Below are 25,040 nucleotides of genomic sequence, written 5' to 3' on the forward strand. Positions count from 1 at the left end.
CAGTGCTGGAACCGGCGAGATGTCAGCGGAATGGAGCAAGAGCGCGGCCGGCCATACGTTCAACGCCGACGTGTTGCGTCTCGATACGTTTCACTATCGGGACGCCTGGAGATGGTGTGTTACAGACGCCAGCGACGATGTGGTAGCGCAGGGCGTCACCGACAACGAAAAGGACGCCAAGGCTAAAGCGGTCGCATGGGCACGCGAGCGCCTCACCTCGGCCTTGCGGCGGCTTCCCGAACGGATGCCTCCATACGGCTATCACGTGGTGAGTACCACATGGGCAGGCGGTCCACGACGGATGAACATGTAAGCGGCTGCCTCGAGGAGGAGGACGCACCTCAGTCTGACGATCATCAGAGCAGAAAAGTCTATGTCCCTCTCCCCATCAACCAGACTTTGCATGGACACCATATCCTCCTGGCTCGGGCTTACCGGGAAGCTCGGATGCGAATGCCATTCACCAAGATAGTTGAAGCGCCTGAAGTCAGATCCCGTCTTTCGGAAGAAGGTTTCAAGAGCCTCAGCGTGATGGTCAGGGCTGCGGACGAAATGAGCGGCCGTTCCGGTCGTTGCGTCGACTGAAAAATCGACGACACGGAAATGATCTGGTGCGATTTGCTCGCCCATCAGAATACCGCCGATCTCGCGACTTCCGGCTCGCCTTAGGCATTTGCGGAAGCGCGCCCGGTGGTCACTCGGAAGACTGATCGTGACCATTGAATGCCGAGGGCAAGAGTTCACGAAGCAATTCGAGGCTCTCGGCGGCCGACGCGGAGTCTCGCTCCGTTTTCCAAGGTTTAGAGCCGGTGAGCTGAATGGGCCAGGTCTCGAATGGGGCGGAGAAGAGCCAAGCCCGGCTAAGGCCGATCGCATAAGCCGGCGCGGGGAACGCGCTTTCGTCAGGGCGAACAAGAACGTCCGTTGCGAAACGCGTAAGGTGTCCGGCGACGATGGAAACTTCAGCATCGTCGGCCACGAGCGGCGACGCACCATCTCCCGCTGCCGTCGCATAGGGTGCGGCAAGACCCGCGAGCGGAGCAGGAATGCCATGCGCTTCGCACCAGCCGTTGATCTGGTTGCGAGCTGTCTGGGGCTCAGGTTCGTGACCCGATCGAACGCGTGCCACGAGGCCGCCAATCCCGCCGGCAAACACCTCTCCCCATATGAGAGGTTTCAGACTCTCCCTGGCGACGGCGGCGCAAAAGTTGAAACAGTGCGCATCGGCGGTTGCGTCGATAATCAGGTCACAGGCACGCAAAGCCGACATGACGGAGTCGGTGGAATCCGCACTTTCCTGTCCACCCAACGCAACGCGCCGCACCGTGATGTTGATTGCTCCTGCAATGTCCGTGAGCCGGGCCTTGAGCGCATCGACTTTATGGGCACCGACCGCTGCAGCGCCGAGCTCATTTCGGACGATGTTGGCCGCAAACAGAACGTCGTCGTCGACAAGCGTGAACTGGCGCACCCCCGAGCGCACCAGCATCGCGGCGACCTTGGACCCCAAGGAGCCGCATCCGACGATGCCGACGCTTTTCCCCGCGAGAACAGCATAGCTGTCCGGGAGCCGAGTGCCGGCGCCGACGTCGAGGATCCGCGAGCGTCCGAAGTAGCGCTTCTGACTGCTATCATAGGCATAAAAGTGCGCTATGTCGGTTCCGGATACTAACACCAGGTCCATTTCGCCAGTCGGGGCCAATACCTGCTCACGGATCGTCGCGAACCCGAGATCACCGAGGAGGGTTGCTATGCCGTCTTGGGTCGCAGCCGGCAACGGTGTTCCGACCGGAAGTCGAATGGCATAGCCTCGCTTGATCGTCTCGCGGATTCCTTGCGGCCAGGCGCGCACGTCCATGGCGCCGTCGATCTCGGCGATCGTGACGGTGAACGTCTCAGCATGGTACTTTTCCGCCACGCCGATCTCGACTGATTGGCCAGGTTCGATCGCGTTTAGGCGAGCTGCGATCGCCGAAGTGAGCAGGAAGCGGAAGTACGAGCCGCGGACGCTTTGACCGATTGAGATAGAGTGAGCCGACGGCAATTCCGGTCCATCGCCATCGCGTTCACCGGCGATCAGCCGATGAGCGCTTTCGATCATCATGGCTCCAGTGATCGTGGTTTCCCAGTTGTCCGCGCGAAATTCCAAGCAGAGGTTTCCGCCAGCACCGTATTGATGGCTCGACAATCGACCTCCATCGCGCGGGACGACGATGGGCGGAGCGTTGGGGTGAAATTCCGCATAGGTCATCGTGAGCGGAACGCCGTGGCCGCCGTGGTCGATCTCGAAGTCGACGGCAAGCGCGGCACCATCCGAAAGGTACCAGCGCAAATTCTTGAGCCAGCTCACCCGCTCGGCTAGCTCGGCGACGCTCTGGCGCTCGGCTCGAGCCCGTCCCGGATTTTCGAGCCACCAGATCATCCTACGCTGCCGAACCCCTGCGGCTTCGTCGGAACGCGGCTCCTATCGGGAAAGGACAGACCTGCACTCGCCGGCGCCACCGATGCGGTTTTCAGCAGCGTGGGGCGTGTCGGAGGCCGGCGGCGGCGCGCTGCCCGGTCGGCGAGGGAGCCGCCGACACCGCGGCCCACGGTTTCGGTGATCAGGTTCCTGTCGCTCGAACGGGCGGCTCGAGCGAATTCTGTCCTGGCCTTCTCCAACCACTCGAAAAATGCCTTGGCGCGCTCCGGATGCTCTGCCCATTTGTCGGCGAAATTCTCCAACGGGTCGGTCGGGTTCGGAATCCAATACTGGTTGTTGTGCCAGAGGATATGCTTGTCCATGCCCGACAGGATCGCGACCAGAGCCTGACCTATCGTCTCCTCGCCATTGTAGGAATGTGCCGCGAGGGTGGTGATGATCACCGATATCGGCCGTTCGTCTTTGCGTTGCTCGAAGCTGTGATCGCGGTGACGCTTGAGGATCATGATCGCTGCCTGCAAAGGCGTGCGCACCTTATAGTCGGGGATCGCTTCGACACTGGCCCGTGTGCTCTCCGCCAGCATGCGCTTACGCCGTTCGAGAGCGGCGGCCATCCGGCTTTTGAACCACTCGCTGTAGCCTTTGGGGTTCGATCGCGGCCAATCCTCCGTGACCGCAGTGTAGGTCTGGCATTCATTGTCGGTGATGGCGATCGCGCTGGCGGTCCAGCGCGCATCGAGGCCCCGGGCTTCCAGGAGGAAGCGGGCGCTTTGACCATTAGGGACTGAAGGCACCACGTCCATGTGGAACTGAGCGCCGTCGGCATAATCCAGAACCCAGCAACGACGGCCCTCGCGCAGCGGTTTGTTCATGCTTTGCGCTTTGCGATACGCTTCGATCTCTGCGCCGAGCAGGATCTTCAACTGCTGCTGGCTGAGCGCTGCCTTGGACAGCTTTTGAAATTCGCAGACTGAGTCGATGTCGTACTCCTCGGCCTCGTTCGCAGGACGGATCGTGGTGCCGAGCCGAAAGGACCCCTGCACGTAGACTTTCGGTTCGTATTGCCGAACGCTCGAAGCATCGCGATGAAGCCAATCCCCCAGAGACTTGTAGCTTCGCTCTGCCTGCTCGTAACGGCTGGGCGGCACGCTCAGCTCTTCGGCAAGGTCTTCCAGGAACTCTTCACTCTCGCGGGTAAGCGTCTGCTGGTCCACAGGCGGCCTCCAAGTACGCCCAAGACCCGCATGTGGATTGTCAAACTGCGCGGTTGAGCTCTGAGGATAAAACGTGAACTCTATACCGAGTCGGACCGGAACTTCATCATGGCAAAAACGCAAATCCCCCACAAAATTCAGACCGCTCTCTGGGCCAAGGCCGGAGGCCGGTGCGAGTACCGGGGATGCAATGAGGAACTGATCGGCGACCTGATGGTTGGTCGCGAGGATGGGAAGTTCGGCTTTATAGCTCACATCGTTGCCGATAGCGCCGACGGACCACGCGGGGACCTAGTCCGCTCGTCCGCGCTCGCAAAGGATCTGAACAACCTAATGCTGCTCTGTGCGAAGCATCACAAGGGCGTGGATGTCGATTATCTCGCGGATCATCCGGAGGCCATCCTTCTCGAGATGAAGGCGGAGCACGAGGATCGAATTGCGATTGTCACCGGAATGGCGCCGGAGCGCGCCGCGCACGTACTCCGGTTTGCCGCCGATATCGGCCAGCGGGACGCGCTCGTTTCGACCCGCTCGATCTTCATGGCCATGCCACCCGACAGGCACCCCGCCGAAGGACGAACGATCGATATCGAGTTGGCCGGGTGTGAGTATGCTGATCACGAAGCGAGCTACTGGACTGTCCAGCAGGATAATCTCCGCCGCGTCTTTGCTCGTAAGGTGAAGGAGCGCATTGAGCAGAGAGAGATCAAGCAGCTCAGTGTCTTTGCCTTGGCGCCGCAGCCGCTGCTCATCCAGTTAGGGCATCTATTGGGAGACATCGTCCCCGTCACAGTCCACCAGCGCTATCGCGAGCCCGCGACCTGGCGCTGGCAGCCCAACCAACCGGCGATAAGCTTCCGCGTGGAGGAATACTCGGGGCCGGCAGCCGCAAGAGTGGCGCTCAAGCTGGCGCTAAGCGCCACGATGACAGATGATCGAATTCGCGCCGTGCTCGGTGATGATGCTGCTATCTGGTCCTTGACGGCGGAAAACCCGCATAACGACATTATGCGGCGCCCCGAGGATCTCGGGGAGTTCAAGCGTCATCTTCGGCGTCTGTTCGATCGGATCAAGGCGGTTCACGGCGAACGCGCCACGATCAACGTTTTTCCGGCGCTCCCAACGTCGGCGGCGGTTGAGGTTGGAAGGGTGCTGATGCCGAAGGCCGATTTGCCGCTGCATATCTATGACCAAAACCGTTCCGTCGGCGGGTTCATCCCGACCCTTAAAATTGGCGAGTAGCGCTAAGCGGACTGCCGCTCCGTGTTTAGCGATATTGCTCGCTCGGGGGCGTTTGCGGCGCACAAAATTGGCTGCTTTACGCGCGGTCATTGCCGCCTTCTACTTATTGATGATTCCAATCCCCACTACGTAGGGTTGATCTTCGCTACGTCCGGTCGATTCCTCCCGCCTCACAAACTCATTCAGTATGTCGCAATCCAAAGAACTATTCATCAACAGCGTTCGACAGGTGCGGGTCCAAGGACAATCTCTGATACCCACTGTCGTTCTCTATAAAGAGAAGAAAACGTGGGTCGGTTTCGATGCGCTGGAGAACAGCGATCAGGTAAGTGAGCTGCGCGAAGATTTCAAGGTTCAGATCGGCAACGATGATCCGATCAAACTGGCACAATCACGCAGCGGTTCGTCTTCGGGTCAGGGGCGCTCGACCCTTGGAATTGCCAAAGACTTCATGGATGCGGTCGTCGCGCAAGCGATGGATACGATCCGCTTGCAAGGGTACGAAGCACCTTCCCGAATCCTCGTGGCCGAACCGCTCTCCCTGATCGGAACATCAGACCGGCTTGACCACGAGGATTGGCTAAAAAACTACCGTGGCAGCATTCGGCGCATTCTCGGCGGCAAGTTCGCCGAGATCGATTTCATGCCGGAGCCGTTCGCCGTCTTTCAGTATTATCGCTATGGCGTGAAGCATCCTCTCGTTGCGCAACGCGCAAGACAGATTGCTCTTGTGTTCGATTTCGGGGGAGGAACATTCGATGCCTCCATCATCGAAACGACGATCGCGGGCGATATCAGTCAAAGTGGTCGAAATTCGAAACCCTTGGCCGCGCGCTCCCTGCCTGTCGGTGGATTCGTGATAAATCACGCCATCGCGCGAGAGCTGCTGTTCCGCGGAATGGATCGCTCCATCGATAAAAGTGCAGTCAATCGAGCTTTGGAGGTTTTTCCTCAGCTAAAGAATGCCGATGACGAAACCTTGGCTGGAGTCCGCTCTGACCAGGCAGCTTTTGTGCGAAATTACCGACGCGTCTTGCGGTCTGTGGAGCAGGCAAAACTAACCGTTTCATCTGGAATCACATCATGGAAACTGGACGCGAACCTTACGTCGTCTCCAGCTTGCGTCGTCGACATTCCGCAGAAGCCGTTGCAGGAATCGTCGACCTGGATTCCCATCCGCTTCGAGCCGACCGAGTTTAGGTCGATCTTTTCGGAAAGGATCTGGAAGCAAAAGCTTCTTCCAGAGATCCAGTCTGTGCTCAAACGAGCAGAGCAGGAGCTAGGTGGTCGGCCGATTACCGTCGTATTGCTGTCCGGCGGATCATCCAACATTGGCTGGCTCAAACCGCTGATCGAGCGGGATCTTTCCTCGCAACTCGATCAAGCTGAGATATTGGAGCTGAGTGAAAACTTCCAGGAGATCGTTTCCAAGGGATTGGCGGTCGAGTGCGCGCGCCGGTATTACACTCAGGGCCAAGGTGACTTTCGCGCGATCACCTATAACCGTCTGTGTCTCGGCTTGAACCCGAACAATCACGGCCTCGAAGTCAAGAAGTTCTCGCCTGACAGTCCGGAACTCGAGGGCATCGATACCGACCTGGGCGTCCTTCTTCCCTCCTCAACGAGCTTGCGTAGCCTGATCAATAGACCTCTGCGCTGGAAGGTCCGATTGAGCAAGGCGCCAAGCCAGTCTCTCGAATACTTCTTCATGCGGTCCTCGTTCGATCCCGAAGAAGCGGGCGCTAGGCACAATCTAGATACCCGGATCGCGACGCCGAAAGGTGCGGTCTTTGGCAGCGGCATCGGAATTGAACTTTTGGTTCGGGAAGACGGTACGGCAGAGCCGTCATTCATCTATGGTCGCGGTTCACAGGGACAACAATCGGTCGTAAAGGGGAGGCCCTTTTATGTCGATATGACCTACGCCGCCCAGGAAGCGGGCGGAGAGACTTACCTGGGCTTCGATTTCGGCACCAGCACTTCGTCACTTTGCTACGTCAACGCCGGCGACATTCGGGTCTACGCCGATCGGGCGATGGACCGAACCTGGATGACGTTGAACGACCTCATCGACGTTCTGCCCTATCCGACTGCCTATCCCCTTCGCAGGTTTCTCTCTGAAACGACGCCCGATCAAATGGACCGTTGGGGCAGGGAAGCCCTCGAGGCCGCACTGGGACTGGCGGCATACGTCGCTTATGCTGAGCATTGCACTCATGGCGGGCCGCAAGGAACGCTGTTCAAGGCGCTCCGGCAGCGATCGGCCGGGCCACTTTGGGACATGTTCAAGCGCTGCGCGTCAATGACTGGCCCCAAGTGGATTTTTGCCAAAGAGCTGCTCGCCCTTACTCAGGAACCTCATCTCACCGAGCTAAATCACGCTGTCTCGCAGCTCGCTCAAACCAAGCATGGCAAGCGAGCCGACGGGTTAGACTATTCAAGAACCCTCGAGAGAGTTGGAAATGTCTTGGCAAAATGTTTCAACGGGAAGCTGTTCGGCTACTTCGAGGACGCAAGGCGGAAACCGTTCAGCACGAAGACCTTCCAAGGCATTTTTCGCAACGCGAGAGGTAGCTCCCCGCCCTTCATCGACGTTTACGAATACGAAGGTATGGAGGATTTTCCGCAGGAGTTTGTCTTTGTGCTCGACGTTGCGAATGGTGCAGGCTTGAGCTTGTTTCCTCTCGTCGTGCGCGGTATCGATCAGGCGCGATCGCACCACGAAGAGCCGGACTTTTTTGTCTACGATATCGCTCGGCAGGGTGGCAAAGAAATTGCGTTCAGAGCGATTCAGGAAAAGGCGGAAGTGGTCTTAACCGCTGAAGGGCATCTTGGCGAGCTGTTTTCCGCAACGGCAAGTTTGCTTCAGAACGATTCAAGATCGGTGGCTATTTCTGGCGTTAAGCTGCGAAACCGAATCGTGGAGTAAAAGTTCGACTATCCGTAACTATCGTTGAATTCTCGACTGGTCAGCTACCCGAGCGAAATGCTCGGGCTCCGGTCGCCATTCGCCTTCCGCTGTTCTTTGCCACCACCCATGACTTGCAAAGGGCCTGCGACGGGGACTTCGATGATGCGGGGCGTCAACTTCAACCCCTCAGCAGCACAGGAAGTCGGCCGAGTCCTTGCCGGAGAGCCATCTTTCGTCGCCGACGTCGCGTTGCGGCGCCGATCGAATTGCGTCCCCCCAATCCCCCTGCAAGTCGTTGGAATCGCATGCGCTGAATTTCTCGCGTCGATGGGAATGTTGACGGCTGCCGAGCAAAGTACGTTCCCTATCGAAAGTCATGGTCCCGATTGACCTAAGCCGCAACACTTCCGCTCGCGGAAATCAGCAAATCCGCCGGAATATTGAAGCGTTCGCGCAGACGCTTCACCATCGTCATGCTCAATTCGCGCTTGCCGGACATAACCTCACTGACGCGACTCGCAGTGCCCAGAAGCGGCACAAGATCAGCGCGCGTCAAACCATGTTGTTCCACAAGATAGGTCAGCAAATCGGGCAACGGCGGCGCTTTGCGCGGCCAGCGCGCGCGTTCATACGCCTCGATAAGGCGAGCCTGAGCTACCATGCGCGCTCGATCGGCAGTCTCGTTAGATTGCATCAGCTTGCCGACAAGCGCCTTGGCCGCCTCATGATCGGCCTGGTTCTGGATAATTATCAATGTCGCCTTCATCACACCGTCTCCGCGTCCACCTTGTCATAGTCTTCATGACTGCCGAAAAAGCGGATCATCAACACGCCATCACGATATTGAACCATGGCGATCAGGCGGTAGTCATTGGCCTTGACGTTGAACACCACACGTCCGCCTTTCAGGATGCTCGCCTTGGGATGCGATCGCTTCACCTGTTGCGGCGTCCGCCAGTCCGAAGCCTCCGCAATCGCCAGCCATGCCCTGTATTGAGCGCGCGCCGCATCGATGCCCTGATGACCAGAGCGCTCGGCAAAATAGCGCTCAACAATGTCCGTGCCGATCACCAGCATGAAAGGATACTACCGTGGATTTTCCAAAAATGGAAGATGGTATTTCCATTTTTGGGAAGATCATGTCGCTCGCCAATAACAAGATCGTCTTGCACTCGGGCTAATTCACGGTTCGTTCAGTTCGTACTTTCGCGGCGAAGCCAAAGCCCGCCGCGCATCTGCAGCAACGTCCAGTCCGCCTTCGTTCCGGCCGGGAAGAAGAAAGGGTGTCGCTCAACGTCGAGCGACACGGCCGTTCTGACCGGTCCGGACACGATCCGATATCCCGACGTCATGGTGGATTGTGGCCCGCTCAATGCGTCCGCAATGACGGCCTTCAAGCCGAACTTGATCGTCGAGGTCTCCTCGCCGGGCACCGCCGTCTTCGATTACCAGGATAAGCTGCGCGAATACCAAGGCTTGAAGAGCGTCGACCCGGTTATTTAGATCGAATCCGAAATTGCGTTTCACCGGCGTCTAGAAGACGGAAAGTGGACCGATGAGAAGTTCGAGGAATTTGACGTCGCCATTCCGCTTCCGACCTTGCTCTTTACGCCGCGCTCTATGCTGCATTCGGGTAGCATCGCCATTCTGGCCAAAATTTCTCGAGACGAGAACGTTGACGCCTCAGCAGATCGGCTCAATCCTGGCTGCTGCAATGTTGGTGCGCCTTGTTTCAGGCCCGTGTGTAGGAAGGCTCGCCGATGCCCTGGGCTCGTTGCGCATCGCGCTCGCAAGCTATGCTGCGTTGGCTGGAGCAGCAGTTGCGTTCGGGTCGTGACGCAAAGGATAAGGAGCGCGGTGCAGATCACGGCGAGGAAGGTCCCGGCCGAAATCTCGGTGGGCCGGTGCGGAAGTGCGGCAAGCGGGACAGCAAATCTCATCGACACCTCGAGCCTCGCAGCATCAACTTGTGCCTGTGAGCTTCGTTCTTGAAAGGGGGCCCCGCACGATTGACCTGTAGTCCGTCAGGAAGAAATCGGCGTGGAAAATGAGATTCCGAGCCGCATCGATTGCAGGTTCAGCCGGCCTTCCCAGACGGCGCTTCGCTTCAGAGCGCCGGACACTTCCCTAGCGCCGCGCTGCCGTCACATCGCGGTTCACTATCTTCAGCTCCTAGGTCCGCTCAGATCTCGCACTGTCAGAAGCCGATGTGGAGCAACAGTGAACCGTCTGCAAAAGTTCGTGGAGCAAGGACCCTATGGCGATGGGACAGGCCGGACCGCATACGGCTTCCGGATGCGACGTCCGGCAAAGTTCTTCAGCAAGCCGTCGAAGCCGGGTGCGTTGCATGCGTGAAAGCCGTGGGGGGAGGGGTCAGTCGACGCGCTGCCGCGCCCCCTCTTCCATCTCGCAAAACCCCTTGTTTTAAGGCCGCTTTGCTCGGTTGAAGGAGTCTGCGACTCTCCTCCACAACGCTGAGCGCTGTCGCTCTCACCAGGCACCGTTGTCAATCGCTGCGAGATGTCGTTTCTCGCCACGGGAAAGATGTGCCTATGAATAAGTTAGTAGTGAGCTTGTGGGGAGTGAGCGTCAGCGCGGAGGGGTTTTGGGCCATCATCGGTGCGCTCGTCATCGTCGGTATCGTTGCTGCCGTTGTGGTGTGGGGCCGGGTTAAGCCGCCTTCGGCATCAACCCGGCCAGCTCGGCTTTGCACTCGGCGGCGAACTTCCGCAGTGCTCGACGGTGACGCTGTCGAAGACGGGCAGGCAAAGCCAAGAAGCCGGAGATGCAGGCGGCTGCGAAGGCGAGGTGGGGCCGGACCTCGGCGAAGACGAAGCTGACGCCAGTTGGGCTGGTGCATTTGCACTGGATACGGATTTGTTTAAAAGATAGCCACGCGCAAGCGGGTGGCACATGTTCGACATCACAAACTGCCGGGATTTCTATCTCAAGCTCGTCGCTGAGTATGAGGACTTTTTGAAAGATCCCGTCTCGGCGCGTGTCGCGATCAATTTTGCCCTGACCGCATACCATCTGTCGGAATGGGTCTGGAAGGAATGGCTGGCGGCAGATAAGGCCTTACAAGCCAAGCTGGGTTTCATGCCAAAAGAACAGCTGAAAGAGTGGGTGTGCAGGCACAATCCACTCCTGGCGGATATGCGCAGCATCGCCAACGGCAGTAAGCACTTCAAGCCAGAGAACTTTGGGCTGACTGCGGTCGGCAATGATTACGTTGAACCCGACTATGTTGAATCGGGATATTTCGAGGCAACGTCGCTGCTGATCATAACGATACAGGCAACGGGTCCTGAGTGGACCGACTTCCGGAGCGTGGCTGAGAAGGTCGTGTTCTTTTGGCGAGAGTTCCTGATCTCATATAGCCAATACAGGGACCTTCCTGCGCCCAATCCATCGGGTTACTAAACGGCGTCGGCCTTCAGCATCTCGACCTTGGCTTCGGCCTGGCGCACTTCGGCCATTGCGACAACAAGAGTGGCTTCATTCCATGCAGCGTCGCGCCTGCGGCATAACGGTAGCAAGCTCGCGGGCTTGGATGACTGGAGTGCCCCACAGCTTCGCCAGCCAGTGCTAATGGTGCGGACTAAGACCGTCACCCCCCAAAAATACTTCGTCGGCAAGATGGCGAACGTGAAGCGCGGCTCACTCTACCGCATCTTCCGGCGTCGCAAGAACAAGCTCGGCTTCACCTTCGATGAGATGGAAGCGCGGCGGCTACAGCAAGGTCGGCACCTTCCTGAGCAGCCAATCGACCGTGCGGAAGATGAGCGCATGTTCGAGCGCACCGGCAAGGGATGACGCAGATCATCATGAGCGGGCCTATTCGCCCGCTGACGGAGGCGGAGGTTGCCTTCGCAAATGCTGCCCTGAGAATTTTAAAGGTTGGGCGGCGTTCCGAGTCGTTGATGCGATTTACATCCGATGGGCTGACTTATCCCGACGCGATGAAGCTGATGGGACTGTCTTGGTCTCTTGCAGGCAACTCAAGGCATTGGATAATTGGCGCGTTGTGGGCTGGAGGCGAGGGACGAAGAACTTCGTGTTTGCCCAGGAAGATGTCTTGCGAAGCGCCGCCTGACCAAAACGTAAGAGAAAGTATGGAAATGAACCCCACAGACGAATGCCCAATCATCAGAGCCGTGGCTGCACCATCGCCATCCTAGCAGCGACGTGCCGGGCTATCTTCGAAATCAGGGGCGCGCCGCCTTCACCGCAAATTAATACCCGGTGCTGAAGCCAGCGACTTATGAGAGCGAATCCAACGGTATAGGACAGGGGCGGTACTCGCGTTCCGCCCCTTGTCGTTCATGTCTAAGTGCTCACTTTTCGGGGTATATTGCACGTGTTCGGGTGCTGCTGATTCAAAACCTTAAGGGGTTCGAATCTAGGGATTCGGAACGTACGAGGAACAGGATTGCGCTGAGAGTATATTTAGGCGCAACCATCTCGCAGTAGAGCTTCGGTAGGCTCCCTCGGGAGGGGAATGAATATGAGCAAAAAGCTACCCGAAAGGGTGGAGGGTGGTGCTCGTCCTGAATCTAAGAAGAGCGCCAAGGTCGAAAGCGAGAAGCCGTCTGATTTGGTTGAGATCGCCAAGCAGAACGGTGATTTTTGTAAGAACTACGGCAAGTTCTGGGGTGGTCTGCTCCTACTGTCCGTCATCAATGCGGCTGCAGGTCGTCGACCCCTTCTGTGGGGCGGGCTGCTTTCTGCTGGGACCGTGGCTGGTGGGCTGCTTGTGAAATATGGCGTGCCGATTTTCGGGGGCTAAATCTTGGGGATGTTAAAAGCTAGCACCGTCAGTATCAGTTCGCGGTCCGGATCATTCTTGCTTCGGAACACGTAACGACGACGCGTTTCGCCCTCTTTGCGCTCTTCTCTTTTGAAATTTGGATGTATTTCGACGCTCTTCCAAAGCTCGCCCAGCACGTAGGAATAATCTTTGAGCCTGCTAAACATAATCAAGCAAGACTTCGTATCTCTCCACGTCAAATATCCCAGCAACTGGTCTATAGCTTCCTGGGCCGCCTTTTGACCGCCCCAAAACTTACATTCCGCGATGAAGACGTTCCGATCCTCGATGCGGATTAGAATGTCGGTCTTTCCCTCGCTATTAAATGCCTCAGCGGTCCCTATGCCTTCATAATGGCCATTCAAGGGGATCAAGAAGTGCTGCCGCATGTTTTCTTCATCGAGATGGACAAATGATTCTGGGCTGCGCTCCATCACCTTTGCCATGGCCTCGATGATACCGAGGATATGCTGGTAATCACCTTCGACCAATTCCGGCTCTGAAACGAATGCCTGTCGCTTTGCCGACGATAGTGATGGGGGCGCTGGCTTGCGTTGGATCTGCGGCGCCTTATGGCTCGACGGATAGGGCAGTACCGGCTTCATGTTCAGGCCAATCGAAGCGGCCATGTTGCGCGCGTGAAGGAGCTTCTTCTTCCGCGCTGCAATTGCTTCCAGCGCGTTCTGCCTCAGTCTCGCGTTGAACGGCTCAACGCTCTTTCTCTGCCACCCGAGATATTTTTCGATTTCGGCGAGATTATTTTCGAATGCGTCGCGCACCTGCTGGGCGACCAGCTCCCTGCCTTTTACGATAAGAATAAGCTTGTTTCCGGATGTTACCTGTCCAATGGGAGCCGGCGACGTGAACGCGTCAGGTTGATAGTTGAAGTACCGACCCTCTCCCTCGAACGGAATGGTCAGTGAGATTTCCATTCCAGGTACGTTGATGGTGCGTCCGTAGTCCTTGGCGACCTGCATTGTTTCGCGCGGCTCGCTCAGGACTTCTTGGTCTCTCCGGAGAATGGGGAGATTGATAGAGAAATGTGCGACGATGATGGCTGCCAGGCTTCTGTAGAATATCCTCGGGGTCAAAGCTGTTGACTTGATTGGAAGCGTCACGTCCTCGCTGGTCTATAAGGTTGCTTAGGCGCTCGGACGAAAACAGGTAATCGGGCATTGGCTGGCTCGTTGTTGCGGAAACGAGTCATCTGAATCATACTGCACGCAACAGGTGTGATACAGCTTCCCGAATAAAGACAGAGTGGCAACCGGCGGGCAGACCGAAAGGCGCTGCAGCTTGGGTGTGCGTGTCCGTAATCTTCTCGGCGGCACCGATAAGCTCCCGCCAGTGATTACCCGGACTATTCGCACCGCGGTGGGTGAGGAGGTGCGACCGGCCGGACCGGGTATGCCGTCAAGATTATCCATCGCAACATGCGTTCCGAGTCGGACGCGTCCTCTGCCCGCGACTTCAAAAACTGCGGCATTTCCTCCTAGGGTTGGGAGGGTGATGTTTGACGTGCTTGTTTCGTTTCTGAGCGGGAAGCAAGTGCTTGATGATTGCGAGCACGGCCTAATTGCTGCCCTGGGACGAAGCTTCTTTGCCCCAGCAATAAGGCTGACCGTACTCTTGAGATGTGCGCCATTATCAATGGGTCCCAAATTGGTCGTGGACCAATCGACCGCGCGAATGAGCGCACTCAATTCGCTCCCGCGCGGCAGGAAGTCCTGCTCGATTCGCCCACGGACGCGTGCCGCTGTTTCTCGCTTGGTCAGCCAAATCGGACTCAGCACCGCCTCTTTGGCCACTGAAAAGTGTCCTCCAAAGCCCACGCAGCCCTCCACATCAAAAACGTAGACGTGACTCGTATTTCGGCGGACACTCTAAGGGATCGCAAGGAGACACGTCACTTCGCTTGCAGCTATTTTTAATGATGGGAAGACGTGGGGGAGGGTGCAAGATGTGCAACTGGCGGAAGGGAGCTTTCGAACCCACGGTACCCTGCGCGCTAATCTGCGCCGCATCTCGTCAATGGCAGATAGGAGAGGAGACCACCCCTATCTCAACTCTCATGTTCCGTGCTGCGTTTCAGTTCACGATTAATGCGATCTTTGATCCGATAGACCGCAAGAGGTTGTAACGTCGTTCGGGTCTTGCACGATCGCCTTGGCATTGACCTCAAAAGTGTAGCGCTACTCGCCCGGTATGCACGCTTCTATGCTTCTATGTTGCGTGAATACTTTTCGACCCCGATGACATTTGTCCCCATCGCGGAGCCGCAGATTGATCTATGATCTCAATCATGAGAGCGTTGATCGATAGCGAAGAGAACCGCCGATCCCACAGGACCGGCGGCCAAGTCAAGGGAGGAAACGCCCGTTAGGGCAGCGGTACCGAAAGTACCGCCTAGGCTCCGCCAATCTCTTGGCGGATCTCGAATAAACGTTTTCGCTAAGAAGCTAGAAGATGATCCTGATTTACCGAATGGAGGTGCTGCGACTAGCCCGACGCGGCTCCGAGTAATTCAATTGAGGCGGCACCAAAAGAGAAAGTTACGTACGTATCGTACCAACTGAGCTATTTCCGCTTTCACGTTGCATCTTGTGCGACTCTGCCAAGCGAAATGCGCGGTTCGCCATCGACGAAATCCCAGGTCTCACGGTCGGAAACTGGCCGCCAGTCGCAAGAAATTCCTAAGCAACACGTTCCCCTGTTGAGTAAGTACTGACTCCGGGTGGAATTGCACGCCATAGGTTGGGTGATGCCGATGTGACAAAGCCATAATCTCACCTTCATCTGAGCGGGCTGTCACCATGAGATCCTGTGGTTCTGACAGATCGAGTTCGACCGCTAGAGAATGGTACCGCCCAACACAAAGTGGAGATGGGAGTTCCTCGAACAACCCACGACCGCTGTGCGTTATGGGTGAGGCTTGGCCGTGCATGGGACGATGTGCGCGCACGACGCGTCCCCCGAAAACGCTCCCAATACACTGGTGGCCGAGACAGATGCCAAGGATTGGGACACAACCCGAAAGTTCGCGGACAACCGCGGTGGATATACCGGCATCCATGGGAGTGCAGGGACCGGGAGATATGACGATTGCGCGCGGCTGGAGCGCAGCGAGTTCAGTGACGCTGATCGCATCACTTCGGACCACTTGCGTCTGTGCCCCAAGCTTGCGGAAATAGCGCGCAATGTTGAATACGAAGGAATCGTAGTTGTCGATGATGACAATCAAAATGCACCGTATGGATCGGCATCAAAGGCCTCGAACAATCGTTTTGCCTTGGCAAGTGTCTCCTCATATTCGGCTTCCGGATTCGACATCGCCGTTATTCCACCGCCTGCATGAAATGTAGCCAGGTCATCTTCGATCACGACGGTGCGGATCGCAATGTTCGTGTCCATGTGTCCATTGAATCCGATGAAGCCGATCGCCCCGTAATAGACCTCTCGCGCCACTTTCTCGATGTCCGCAATGATCTCCATTGCTCGCACCTTTGGAGCGCCAGTGACGGAGCCGCCGGGAAAGCAGGCGCGAAGTAGACTGACAGCGTCTTGCTCTGCAGCAAGCGCGCCTCTCACCACCGAGACAAGATGGTGCACTGAGGCATAGGTTTCGAGGTTACACAGTGCTGAAACTTCGACCGAATCGTCTGTGCAAACGCGTGACAGATCGTTGCGCAACAGGTCGACGATCATAATGTTCTCGGCGCGATCCTTCTCGGACGCGAGAAGGAGCTCGGCACGGTGCAGATCTTCGGCGGAATCAGCGGAGCGCGCGATTGTGCCCTTGATCGGTCGTGTTTCGACCTGCCGTCCGTCAAGTCTCAGAAATCGCTCAGGAGAGCTCGACGCAATCGTCAGCGTGTCATAGTGCAGGAGAGCTGCAAACGGGGCCGGGTTCAAAGACCGAAGCTGGCAATAAAAGGTGAGCGGATCGAACAAGGGCGACACTTCGGCACTGAAGCGTTGCGCGATGTTCGCTTGGAATATATCTCCCGCCAGGATCAAATCGACGACGCGCTGAACGGCCGCTATGAAATCGTCACGGCTAAAATTCGAATGCCATCGCCCTGCGGTGCTGGGTATTATGATCCGCGGCGGCTTTGGCCTGGCAAGCAGTGCTGCAAACTCGTCGGCGCGACGACGCGCGTGCTCGGCTCGTCGAGTGGGGTCCTGCTCCGGCCAGCCGGTCGAGACGATCCAGCACTTCTGGTCCCGGTGATCGAAGCTGACCACCACGTCGTAAAAGTGCAATATTGATTGCGGCAACCGTAGACCCGCAATTGACGGTGCCGGCAGCCGCTCCAGTGTTCGGTTTAGATCGTAGGCAATGAAGCCGGCTGCGCCGCCCTGGAATGGGGGGAGATCGGGGCGATACGCTTCTTTGTATCTGGCAAGGAGGTCGCGGAGAACCTCCCATGGGTCCCCTATAATTGCCTCGCCGTTCCAACTTGCCTGTCCATCAGCGACTAAGTAGGTGCTGAACGGCTCGCAGGCCAGATATGAGTAACGGCCGAGCAGCTCATGCTTTGCGGCGCTGTCGAGAAAGGTAAGCTGTGGCCGCTGCGCAAGACATCGCAGCGCCTTGACGGGCTCAATCCACTGCAACTCGCGGACGTGCATGGCTGTCTGCTACGACAACCGGCAGGTTGTGAGGCCTGCGCCGCTTGATGCCCTCCGAAGGAGGGGTATTTCCGTGCCGCACGTACAAGACATGCGGCTGATCATCAAGCTACTCACGGCCGGCTGGTCCACTACGCCGAGCGACTTGCGTTAGCCCTGCTGTTCCAGCGAAATGCACGTCTTTCGACAGCTCATAGTCAGCGGCAAAGCGCAACTCCCGGAGCGGCCGTACGCATCGGATCGCTTCTCGATACAAGTCGTGCGTCTTGTACGCAGCGAGATCCGTCTCGCTGTCGAATTCACCATACACAACGACATCAATATCATTGCCGAGCTGGTCGCTCTTGCGGTTGCGGGCAATCTCGAGCCGGCGTGCATATGGGATTGAGGTGAGAACCGATAGACCTTCGACGACTTGGTCGATATCGGCTTTTTTTTTGGCTGTGAAGAAGACGATATGACGGATCATGGTGGCCGTAAACGTGACGCCGCAACTTGACCACTTGTTATATCGGGATCTAGCTCAAGGCAATGCCGAACGCATCGACAGCCGGAGCGGTCTTTGACGCTGTACGATGCCGCGACTGTGCAGCAGACCTTCCTGATATATGTCAGCGGAATCTGACAATTGCCGTGCGCAATGCTCTGGATACGGCTTACGTAGGTGAGGCGTGATCGACGTGCGCGCTCTAAGCCCTTGTAAAGGCGGTGCAGGCCCTCAAAGTCGGACATTGCCGGGACCGGTGCCGTTCAAAAAGAGGCCTCGGTGCATACGAAGCCGCCAGCGAGGCGTCGACGTCTTGTTTGGCAGGATCATCCTGGTCGATTATGCGACATCGGCCGAGCCTGCTCGCGCTTCGGCGGAAGCTCGCACAACGTCTAGAACGCAAAATCACCCTCGTTGCAGCTCATATGCCTCGATCGCTGTTTCCTGGCCGAACGAATCCGCGCTCATTCGATCGACCACACCACGTGAAGCCAGTCATCAATCGTACAGCTTCGCTCGAAGCGTACCGTTCTGCGTCTATTAGGATACATCCGACGGCGCGTGAATGCCTCCGTCCGATCTGGACAGTATTTGCGCGCCGATAACAATCTTAACCTGCGACAACGCATCAAACGCAACTCTGGGAGGGCGCAATGGCGCGCGCCACAGCCGTCTATGGTTCAACCTAACAGTCGGTATCCAGAAGTCTTTCAGAGCGGGTGCAGCGGACACCTATCGCGGCGCTTGCATAACTTGCTGCCGTTAGCCTTGAGGGAGCGATGCACGCAGCAGGGTCGCTAGCAGCCGTTTGCTCGAACCGGGAGGTGAGGGCACCATGCGTTCAACGTATTACGAAGAGTAAGCGGTCCTGTCGACCGGCGTCCGCTTTGGTCGCTGTAAAATGGAGAATGAGGTGCGTACAACGCTGGACAAGAGGTCAAGCTCGACGAGCCAGCAGCGGATAGTGGTCACGGGTACCGGCGCCGGCGTTGGAAAGACTGTGTTCTGCGCAGGGCTCGTCAATCTACTTGGCGCGAAGTTTTGGAAGCCGATACAAGCCGGCCTCGAAGGAGAAACGGACACTGAGCGCGTCGCTCGGCTTGCAAGTCTTTCGCCAGATCGCATCGTGCCTGAGCGGTACCGACTGCAAACGGCCGGTTGGCCCCACTGTTCCGCGGACGTTGACGAGGTTCGCATCAACGCGGATTCGTTGGACGTGCCCGACACTGAAGGGCAGCCGCTCGTGATCGAGGGGATCGGCGGGCTAATGGAGCCGCTCAATTGCGGCTCGCTTTACATTGACGTCTTGGAGAAATGGCGGCTTCCAGTCGTGTTCTGCGCGAGCACAACCGTTGGCAGCATCAATTGTTCGCTGCTCTCTATAGAGGCGCTCCGCAAGCGCCAGATCGACATTCTTGGAATCGCTTTCGTTGGCGAAAAGAATTCGGATGCGGTGAGAGCCATTTGCGAGATTGGACGGGTGCGGTGGCTAGGGCGGCTGCCCTGGATTGCGCCTCTGGCGGCAGATACGCTGCAAGCTGCGTTCAAAGCATCCTTCTGGCGGGATGATTTCAAGTCATGACACGCGGTGCGCATGGTAAGGCGCCTTCTCGCAGCCAGCTCCCAAACGAGCGGTTCGCCTGAACGCGAGGCTTGGCCCCCAGCAGGCAGGAAAGGTCCGGTTGCCTTCGCATAATCGTCGAGAGGAGCGGCAAGCCGAGATCGTGTCTTGCTGTATTCTTTGCAAACCCAGCAACTGAGTTTGTTGAAGTTGGTGGTCCTCGATAGTCACACCGGTTCGTGGTTGCTGCCCTGGTAACGGCATCGTTTCAGGTTGTACTCGGCGGCGTCACGGTGATTGTCGTTGTGCATTCTAGCGGGCATAGGATTGAAGCGCTGTACGTCGGCGGATCAAGACTGCAAGGGCAAATGTCCGCGGCCGCCTTTTGGGAAGATGTAGCCCCGCAGATATTCTGGGAAAGCTAGAGAGATCGTCAAGTCGCAGACTGCCGGGCTTCAGAGTGGAGAAAGCGGGCGCATCTGCTGTGATTTCCCGAAGACGGTCAGCTTCTCGAAAGCAAAGCTTGCGACCATGCGAACGCGATCTCTCGATCACAATGCTGCCAGTGAACGGACTGGTCATGAACCGAGCGAAGAAACTGGCGGATGCAGCCTATATTCTCATAGGAGGAGGACTATATGGATATGAATCCGATCAACGGTGCCGGAGCGCATGGGTCCCCAGACCTCGAGGAATTGAATGAAGCGGATCAGGATATGCTCAGGCAATTCTTCAGTGAAGCCGGCTCATCGTCGTCTGCGGCCCCAGAGGAGACGGTCTATGATGTATCGCACGCTGCTCCGCGGGAATTCCGGCACCGCACCGAAGCACGACCTATGCCAGAGCGAATGGCTGATACATTGAGCCATTTGGGTCTTGTTCCGGATGCAGACCAGCCGACCATGACCTACGATATTCGGGGACACCGGTACACAGCTGCCTTGGACCCGTCTGGCCATGTTCGCCTCATTCACAACCCGCCGGAGGCCCAAGTGCTTGGAGCCGGCCGAGCGGGAGCGCCAGATTTCGGAGCGTTCTTCATTGAGGCTCGGGACCATGGCGCTGTTGTCCCGGAGCAATGGGCCCCATTGGCCTTAATTGAAAAGCTGCGCGACGAAGGACTCATGCCTAGCCCAAACCACCCGACAACCATTTCTCTCAATGGCAAGCTCTACAATGCCGAGTTGGCGGAAGGAGGGTTCGTAAGGCTTACGCGGCGGCAAGTGTGAAACTGTTGTCGATAGCTGAGCAAAGTCGGTGAGCTAGGGCTCGTCTGCTTGAACTACGTGGACAGTTCACCGCTTGTCGGTGAATTGTCCGCGTTTCAGAGGGCGTCGCATTCTCCCGACCGCTGGCACATTCGAAGCATCAAAACTGCCAGACTTGAGGACTCGACTGCGGAGCCTCCATGGCGGTCTGGCTGACGTCCTGGACCCAGCAGCGCCGTATAGCGATGCTGCGCTCGCGATCTGACATTCGCAACCGTGTTGAGCCGACCGCGGCCCCGGCCCTCGGCCACGGCACAGGCCCGCTATTCATTCTCATTCATCTTTGAACGAGGTGATGTTTTCGAGCCTTCGTCCCGTCCGGCGCCGCAAGCGCGCATCTAGCGGTGATTCGACTCATTGTGAACCGCCGCTCGACGGGTGGCCGCGGCAAGCGCGCCGTCCGGAGTTTTAGCTCCGGGAACTTGACATCGAAGGCATCAACGATACCGACGAGGCGCCGCTGCGAGTAGATCTGGCTTCATCAAGGCCTCTCAAACGCGGTCCGGAACTGGCCCCTTTGCGTCACGAACTATCCCCACCCGCGGTTCGTGATGTCGCTTGAATGTTGCGTCGGCGGCCGACGGGAAGGCCCGAGGCGAGCCGACCGAAGGACCGTCAGCGGCGGGCGGCTGATGAGGCACCTGTTTCGCTCGGCTCGGAGCCGGTAGCTGTCGCCGCGAATAGCCAGCACGTGACTTTGGTGCAAGAGCCGCTCGAAGATCGCAGGTGGCGACCACCGGATCGGCGAAAACCGTGCTTCATTCGGTAACGCTCGGTTCGGCGTGTTAGCATAGCGCGGTTGATCAGCCAAAGGTGTTACGCCGCGGCGGAGCTTCGTTCTGTCTATTTGATTCCAGCTTTCGCCTTGGCCTGGCTGGTGGCGAACGCCGGAACTGCCGTGGCTCAGCCGGACGGCGGCCAAGCATACTGCTATAGTGGTTGTGCTTTGTAAGATGCTGCCTGTCGGGCAACTTGCCTCTAGCGCAGCCGAGCGGCTCCCCGTCGAGCGCCTCCCGCGGAGCGCCGACGACGCCACCACTTATTCCCGTCTTCGATGGGGCCGGCGCGCTGGAAAAGACGTCAATAGGGCTGGCACACGGAGCGACATTGACCAGGGGAGGCCGGCATTGTCGAACATCATCAAGGAATTGCGGAAGAGTACCGCACGCAAGAGCGCCGGCAGACGCGTCTTTCCCTGCATTCGAGATCTCTTGGCCGACCATGCGCAACATGCGCCGGAGCGCCACGCCATTCTGGCCCCGGAACGCCTCCCGATGACGTATGGTGCGCTGTGGACGCAGGCAAAGGCCGTGGTTTTCGGCTTGCGAAACGTCGGCGTGCGCCGAACTGACAGGGTCGCGGTGGTTTTGGCGGACGGACCAGAGGCTGCAGTAGCGGCGATCACCGTCGCAGCTGGCGCGGTTTGCGTACCTCTCAATCCCGGCTTCACCTGTGATGAATACCAGCGTTATTTCGGCGAATTGCACCTGGCGGCGCTCATGACGCACGCTGACTTGAATTCGGCCTGCCGACGCGCCGCCAGCATCCAGGGCGTGCCCGTGATCGACGCATCGATGCGGCCCGACCAGGCGGCCGGCGCGTTCAGTGTTGCCGATCGGGCGCCGCAAGGGCTGCCTGACGATGAGTTTGCGTCCAGCGCTGACGACGCATTCATCCTGATGACATCCGGCAGTACGTCGCGGCCCAAAACGGTTCCTCTGACCCATGCGAGCGTCTGCCTGTCAGCCGGCAATGTTGGCGCCGCCCTGGAGCTTGAGGCTCGCGACCGCTTGCTGAGTGTGCTGCCCCTCTTTCATGGGCATGGCTTGATCTCGGGACTTCTGGCCGCGCTTGCGGCGGGCTCCAGCGTAGTCTGTCCTGCCGGCTTCGATGCAAGAGCGTTCTTCGGCTGGCTGACGGAGTTTCAACCGACCTGGTACACGGCGGTACCGGCCATCCATCGCGCTATATTGGAGGCCGCGGATTGCCACAAGCAGGGTGCGCTGCGATCCTCCTTGCGGCTCGTTCGTTCGGCTTCGACCTCTTTGTCATCGGAGGTGCTCGAGCGACTGGAAGCGTTATTTGGTGTTCCCGTTATCGACACCTATGGCATGACGGAAGCCGCCACCCAAATCGCCGCAAATCCCTTGCAGCGGCGCAAGCGCGGTTCAGTCGGCCGGCCAGCCGGCCCCGAGATTGCGATACTGGACAGTGCAGGTCGCCGCTTGCCGTTCGGCAAACGTGGGGAGATCGCGCTGCGAGGCCCCACCATAACGAGAGGATACGATAATGACGCCGCCGCTACCGCGTCGGCCTTTCAGGGCAGCTGGTTCCGGACCGGCGACCTCGGATACCTCGACGCCGATCGGTATCTGTTCATCGTCGGTCGCATCAAGGAGATCATCCATAAGGGCGGGCAGAAGGTTGCCCCCGCCGAGGTAGAGGGCGCCTTGCTGAGCCACCCGGATGTGATCGAAGCCGCTGTTTTCGCTGTTCCCCATGAGCGACTAGGCGCGGACGTCGCCGCCGCTATCGTGCTGCGCCAGGACGCAAATGTGAGCCCGCACAGTCTGCGGGACTTTGCCCGATCGCGCCTTGCCGCCTTCAAGGTCCCGGGCCTCATCCTGATTGTGCCACAGATCCCGCAAGGTGCCGGCGGGAAGATCAAGCGCAACGAACTTGCGGCCCGCTTTTCAAAGACTTGCTTGTTGCAGGACGGCGGCGAGGCAGTCGCCCCCCGCTCGGAATTGGAGCGTCAACTGGCCGGCTTTTGGAAGGACATCCTGGGCATCGATCAGATCAGCGCTGACCAGGATGTCTTCGCGCTCGGGGTGGATTCACTTGCCATGACGCAGATGATTTTGCGTGTGGAAGAGCACTTCGGCACCACGCTGTCGATCGAGGATATCTTCAGTTCGCCTACCGTTGCGGCTCTTGGACTTCGTATCGCATCATCAAAAGATGGCGGCGGCCCGGTAGCGCGCAGGCACGATCCGCTTACGGAAATCACGCACGCTGATGCAGATGGCCCGCAGCCGGTGTCCATCGTTCAGGAGCGTATGCTGCGCATCGAGCGAAAACTGCCCGGATTACCACAGTTCAACCTGCCGTTCGCTTATCGATTGCAGGGCCAACTCAGCATTCCTGCGCTTGAGCGGAGCCTTGGTGAGCTCGTGCACCGGCACGACATGCTGCGCACGGCGTTTATCTGGCAAAGTGAGGTTCCTCTCGCTCACGTCGCGCCAGAGGTCGATGTCGGATCGATCCTCGTCGTAAAGGATTATGCAGACTTGGCGCACACCGCAGACGCACAGGCCAAGAAACTTGTGCTGGCAAGGGTGAAGTTGGAAGCTGAGCAGCGCTCGTTGGAACCGATCGACCTGAACGATGCGCCATTATTCCGGGCCTATGTCTTTCGGCTCGACGCCTGCGACCACGTTTTACTTCTGGTCATGCACGACATCATCATTGATGGCTGGTCGATGGCAATCTTCATGGAAGAGCTTTTGAAGATCTATGCCAGCTCGATTGCCGGCGCAAAGGCGCAGCTGCCCGAGCCATCGTTTCAATTTTCAGACTTCGTTCGCTGGCAGCGTTTGTGGTCCAGCACCGAGGAAGCAAACAGGCAGCTGGCTTACTGGACGCGGCACCTCGACAAAGCCTCACCTCCCTTTGTGACTCCGAAAGGCAGCGTAGCAGGAGAATTGAGCTCGCGCGTTCTCCAGGAACCATTTCAAATTTCGAACAATCTGCTGACGCGGCTGAACGCCATGAGCCGTGATCGGGGCGTAACTCTGTTCATGAGTTTGCTTGCCGGCTTCAAGACCCTGCTATTGCTCCGGAGCGAACGGAACGACATTTGCGTTGCGACCTTGATGGCCAATCGCTCTCAACTCAGGACAGAACGCGTGATCGGTCCATTCGCGAATACAGCGATCATCCGCACCCAACTTGATGCTGATCTAACCTTTATTGAAGCCCTTGATCGGGTGCGCAAGGCCGTCTTGGACGCTCATGCCAGACAAGAGCTCCCGTTCGATATCATTGCCGGCCGATTAGCGGAAGCAACCGGCTTGTGCCCAGCATCACTCGTTCAGGTCTATTTCGTTCTCCAGGTCGCGTTCCGCCGAGCGCTCCAGGCGCCCGATCTGACGGTTCTGCCATTCGGCTATCAGGAAGAACGCTCAGCCATGCCGATCGACCGCGCTTGGCTGTCGATGACCATCAAGGACACGCCGCTGGGAATGAGCGGCATATGCGGACGCAAAGAAGACTTGTTCGCGCCAAACACCATTCAGAACTGGATTGCCGATTACATCACAATTTTGGCCAATGCGGCCGCGCGCCCCAACAAGCAGCTTGGCCGATTGATTGATCCTTGAAACGATCAGGTCAGTCGCACCGAGCCGGTGAAAGAAAAGTGCAACGCTTTGTGCCGATGCCCTACCACGCGCAAGGCCACCCAAAATTCGTCCGATCCGAGTATCATCCAG

General features: G+C 58.0%; 21 protein-coding genes. 11 read left to right on the forward strand and 10 right to left on the reverse strand.

All coding sequences use genetic code 11. The annotated features are described in order from the left end of the window. Positions 1–19 precede the first annotated feature (19 nt). Entirely contained in the window at positions 20–313 is a 294-nt protein-coding gene (locus ACVW1B_RS00605; RefSeq protein ID WP_456816633.1) for a hypothetical protein, read from the forward strand. On the opposite strand, the gene ACVW1B_RS00610 is transcribed toward ACVW1B_RS00605, so the two are convergent. Genes ACVW1B_RS00610 through ACVW1B_RS00620 form a run of 3 tightly spaced genes read right to left on the reverse strand, consistent with a single transcriptional unit; the run spans position 262 to position 3,636 of the window. Further along, the gene (locus ACVW1B_RS00610; RefSeq protein ID WP_253603798.1) at positions 262–720 is read right to left on the reverse strand and encodes a Mov34/MPN/PAD-1 family protein; all 459 of its coding nucleotides are present in this window, start codon (positions 718–720) and stop codon (positions 262–264) included. The two genes, ACVW1B_RS00605 and ACVW1B_RS00610, sit on opposite strands and share 52 nt — an antisense overlap. Further along, the gene (locus ACVW1B_RS00615; protein WP_253603797.1) at positions 695–2,422 is read right to left on the reverse strand and encodes a ThiF family adenylyltransferase; all 1,728 of its coding nucleotides are present in this window, start codon (positions 2,420–2,422) and stop codon (positions 695–697) included. The genes ACVW1B_RS00610 and ACVW1B_RS00615 overlap by 26 nt, the downstream gene beginning before the upstream one ends. Next, a complete protein-coding gene (locus ACVW1B_RS00620; RefSeq protein ID WP_253603795.1) occupies positions 2,419–3,636 on the reverse strand; it encodes a nucleotidyltransferase domain-containing protein in 1,218 nt (405 codons plus the stop codon). The genes ACVW1B_RS00615 and ACVW1B_RS00620 overlap by 4 nt, the downstream gene beginning before the upstream one ends. A 108-nt stretch (positions 3,637–3,744) precedes the next feature. On the opposite strand from ACVW1B_RS00620, the gene ACVW1B_RS00625 reads away from it, so the two are divergent. Together ACVW1B_RS00625 and ACVW1B_RS00630 are read left to right on the forward strand one after the other, a co-directional pair. After that, the gene (locus ACVW1B_RS00625) at positions 3,745–4,878 is read left to right on the forward strand and encodes an SAVED domain-containing protein (RefSeq protein ID WP_253603793.1); all 1,134 of its coding nucleotides are present in this window, start codon (positions 3,745–3,747) and stop codon (positions 4,876–4,878) included. 187 nt (positions 4,879–5,065) lie between these two features. Then, positions 5,066–7,807 carry an acetate and sugar kinases/Hsc70/actin family protein gene (locus tag ACVW1B_RS00630; protein ID WP_253603791.1) on the forward strand — a complete coding sequence of 914 codons (2,742 nt, stop codon included), beginning with the start codon at positions 5,066–5,068 and terminating at the stop codon, positions 7,805–7,807. Positions 7,808–8,180: 373 nt separating this feature from the next. Here the strand turns inward: ACVW1B_RS00630 and ACVW1B_RS00635 are convergent, their stop codons facing one another. Then, positions 8,181–8,555 carry a helix-turn-helix domain-containing protein gene (locus ACVW1B_RS00635; RefSeq protein ID WP_253603789.1) on the reverse strand — a complete coding sequence of 125 codons (375 nt, stop codon included), beginning with the start codon at positions 8,553–8,555 and terminating at the stop codon, positions 8,181–8,183. Further along, a complete protein-coding gene (locus tag ACVW1B_RS00640) occupies positions 8,555–8,866 on the reverse strand; it encodes a type II toxin-antitoxin system HigB family toxin (RefSeq protein ID WP_253603788.1) in 312 nt (103 codons plus the stop codon). The genes ACVW1B_RS00635 and ACVW1B_RS00640 overlap by 1 nt, the downstream gene beginning before the upstream one ends. Before the next feature lie 36 nt (positions 8,867–8,902). On the opposite strand from ACVW1B_RS00640, the gene ACVW1B_RS00645 reads away from it, so the two are divergent. From ACVW1B_RS00645 to ACVW1B_RS00665, 5 genes are all read left to right on the forward strand, one after another. Next, positions 8,903–9,292, forward strand: a complete 390-nt coding sequence (locus tag ACVW1B_RS00645) for a Uma2 family endonuclease (RefSeq protein ID WP_375167291.1) — start codon at positions 8,903–8,905, stop codon at positions 9,290–9,292. A 52-nt stretch (positions 9,293–9,344) separates the two neighbouring features. Then, positions 9,345–9,626: an MFS transporter gene (locus tag ACVW1B_RS00650; RefSeq protein WP_253603785.1), complete on the forward strand. Its 282-nt coding sequence runs from the start codon at positions 9,345–9,347 to the stop codon at positions 9,624–9,626. A gap of 1,076 nt (positions 9,627–10,702) precedes the next feature. Then, on the forward strand, positions 10,703–11,212 hold the full coding sequence (locus ACVW1B_RS00655; protein ID WP_253603783.1) for a hypothetical protein: 510 nt from the start codon (positions 10,703–10,705) through the stop codon (positions 11,210–11,212). 69 nt (positions 11,213–11,281) lie between these two features. Further along, positions 11,282–11,605 carry a hypothetical protein gene (locus ACVW1B_RS00660; RefSeq protein ID WP_253603778.1) on the forward strand — a complete coding sequence of 108 codons (324 nt, stop codon included), beginning with the start codon at positions 11,282–11,284 and terminating at the stop codon, positions 11,603–11,605. 685 nt (positions 11,606–12,290) lie between these two features. Further along, positions 12,291–12,578 (forward strand): hypothetical protein, encoded by a 288-nt coding sequence (locus ACVW1B_RS00665; protein WP_253603775.1) that lies wholly within the window; start codon positions 12,291–12,293, stop codon positions 12,576–12,578. Here ACVW1B_RS00665 and ACVW1B_RS00670 read toward each other — a convergent pair. From ACVW1B_RS00670 to ACVW1B_RS00685, 4 genes are all read right to left on the reverse strand, one after another. Beyond that, a complete protein-coding gene (locus ACVW1B_RS00670) occupies positions 12,575–13,717 on the reverse strand; it encodes a hypothetical protein (RefSeq protein WP_253603774.1) in 1,143 nt (380 codons plus the stop codon). The genes ACVW1B_RS00665 and ACVW1B_RS00670 overlap by 4 nt on opposite strands. Positions 13,718–15,255: 1,538 nt before the next feature. Next, positions 15,256–15,840, reverse strand: a complete 585-nt coding sequence (locus tag ACVW1B_RS00675) for an anthranilate synthase component II (RefSeq protein ID WP_253603773.1) — start codon at positions 15,838–15,840, stop codon at positions 15,256–15,258. Next, positions 15,837–17,231, reverse strand: coding sequence for an aminodeoxychorismate synthase component I (gene pabB, locus ACVW1B_RS00680; RefSeq protein ID WP_253603772.1), 1,395 nt, complete (start codon positions 17,229–17,231; stop codon positions 15,837–15,839). Before pabB ends, ACVW1B_RS00675 begins: the two co-directional genes overlap by 4 nt. 109 nt (positions 17,232–17,340) lie before the next feature. After that, positions 17,341–17,700, reverse strand: a complete 360-nt coding sequence (locus ACVW1B_RS00685; protein ID WP_057019370.1) for a Dabb family protein — start codon at positions 17,698–17,700, stop codon at positions 17,341–17,343. Positions 17,701–18,631: 931 nt separating this feature from the next. On the opposite strand from ACVW1B_RS00685, the gene ACVW1B_RS00690 reads away from it, so the two are divergent. Then, positions 18,632–19,300 (forward strand): dethiobiotin synthase, encoded by a 669-nt coding sequence (locus ACVW1B_RS00690; RefSeq protein WP_253603769.1) that lies wholly within the window; start codon positions 18,632–18,634, stop codon positions 19,298–19,300. Positions 19,301–19,917: 617 nt separating this feature from the next. Further along, the gene (locus ACVW1B_RS00695) at positions 19,918–20,508 is read left to right on the forward strand and encodes a hypothetical protein (RefSeq protein ID WP_253603767.1); all 591 of its coding nucleotides are present in this window, start codon (positions 19,918–19,920) and stop codon (positions 20,506–20,508) included. A gap of 568 nt (positions 20,509–21,076) precedes the next feature. Here ACVW1B_RS00695 and ACVW1B_RS00700 read toward each other — a convergent pair. Next, positions 21,077–21,586 (reverse strand): ATP-binding protein, encoded by a 510-nt coding sequence (locus ACVW1B_RS00700; protein WP_375167292.1) that lies wholly within the window; start codon positions 21,584–21,586, stop codon positions 21,077–21,079. Positions 21,587–21,674: 88 nt separating this feature from the next. Here ACVW1B_RS00700 and ACVW1B_RS00705 point away from each other — a divergent pair, with 88 nt between their 5' ends. Beyond that, complete coding sequence (locus ACVW1B_RS00705; RefSeq protein WP_253603765.1) at positions 21,675–24,929, forward strand: AMP-binding protein; 3,255 nt, start codon at positions 21,675–21,677, stop codon at positions 24,927–24,929. Positions 24,930–25,040 lie beyond the last annotated feature (111 nt).

This window comes from Bradyrhizobium sp. USDA 4502 (assembly GCF_054063355.1).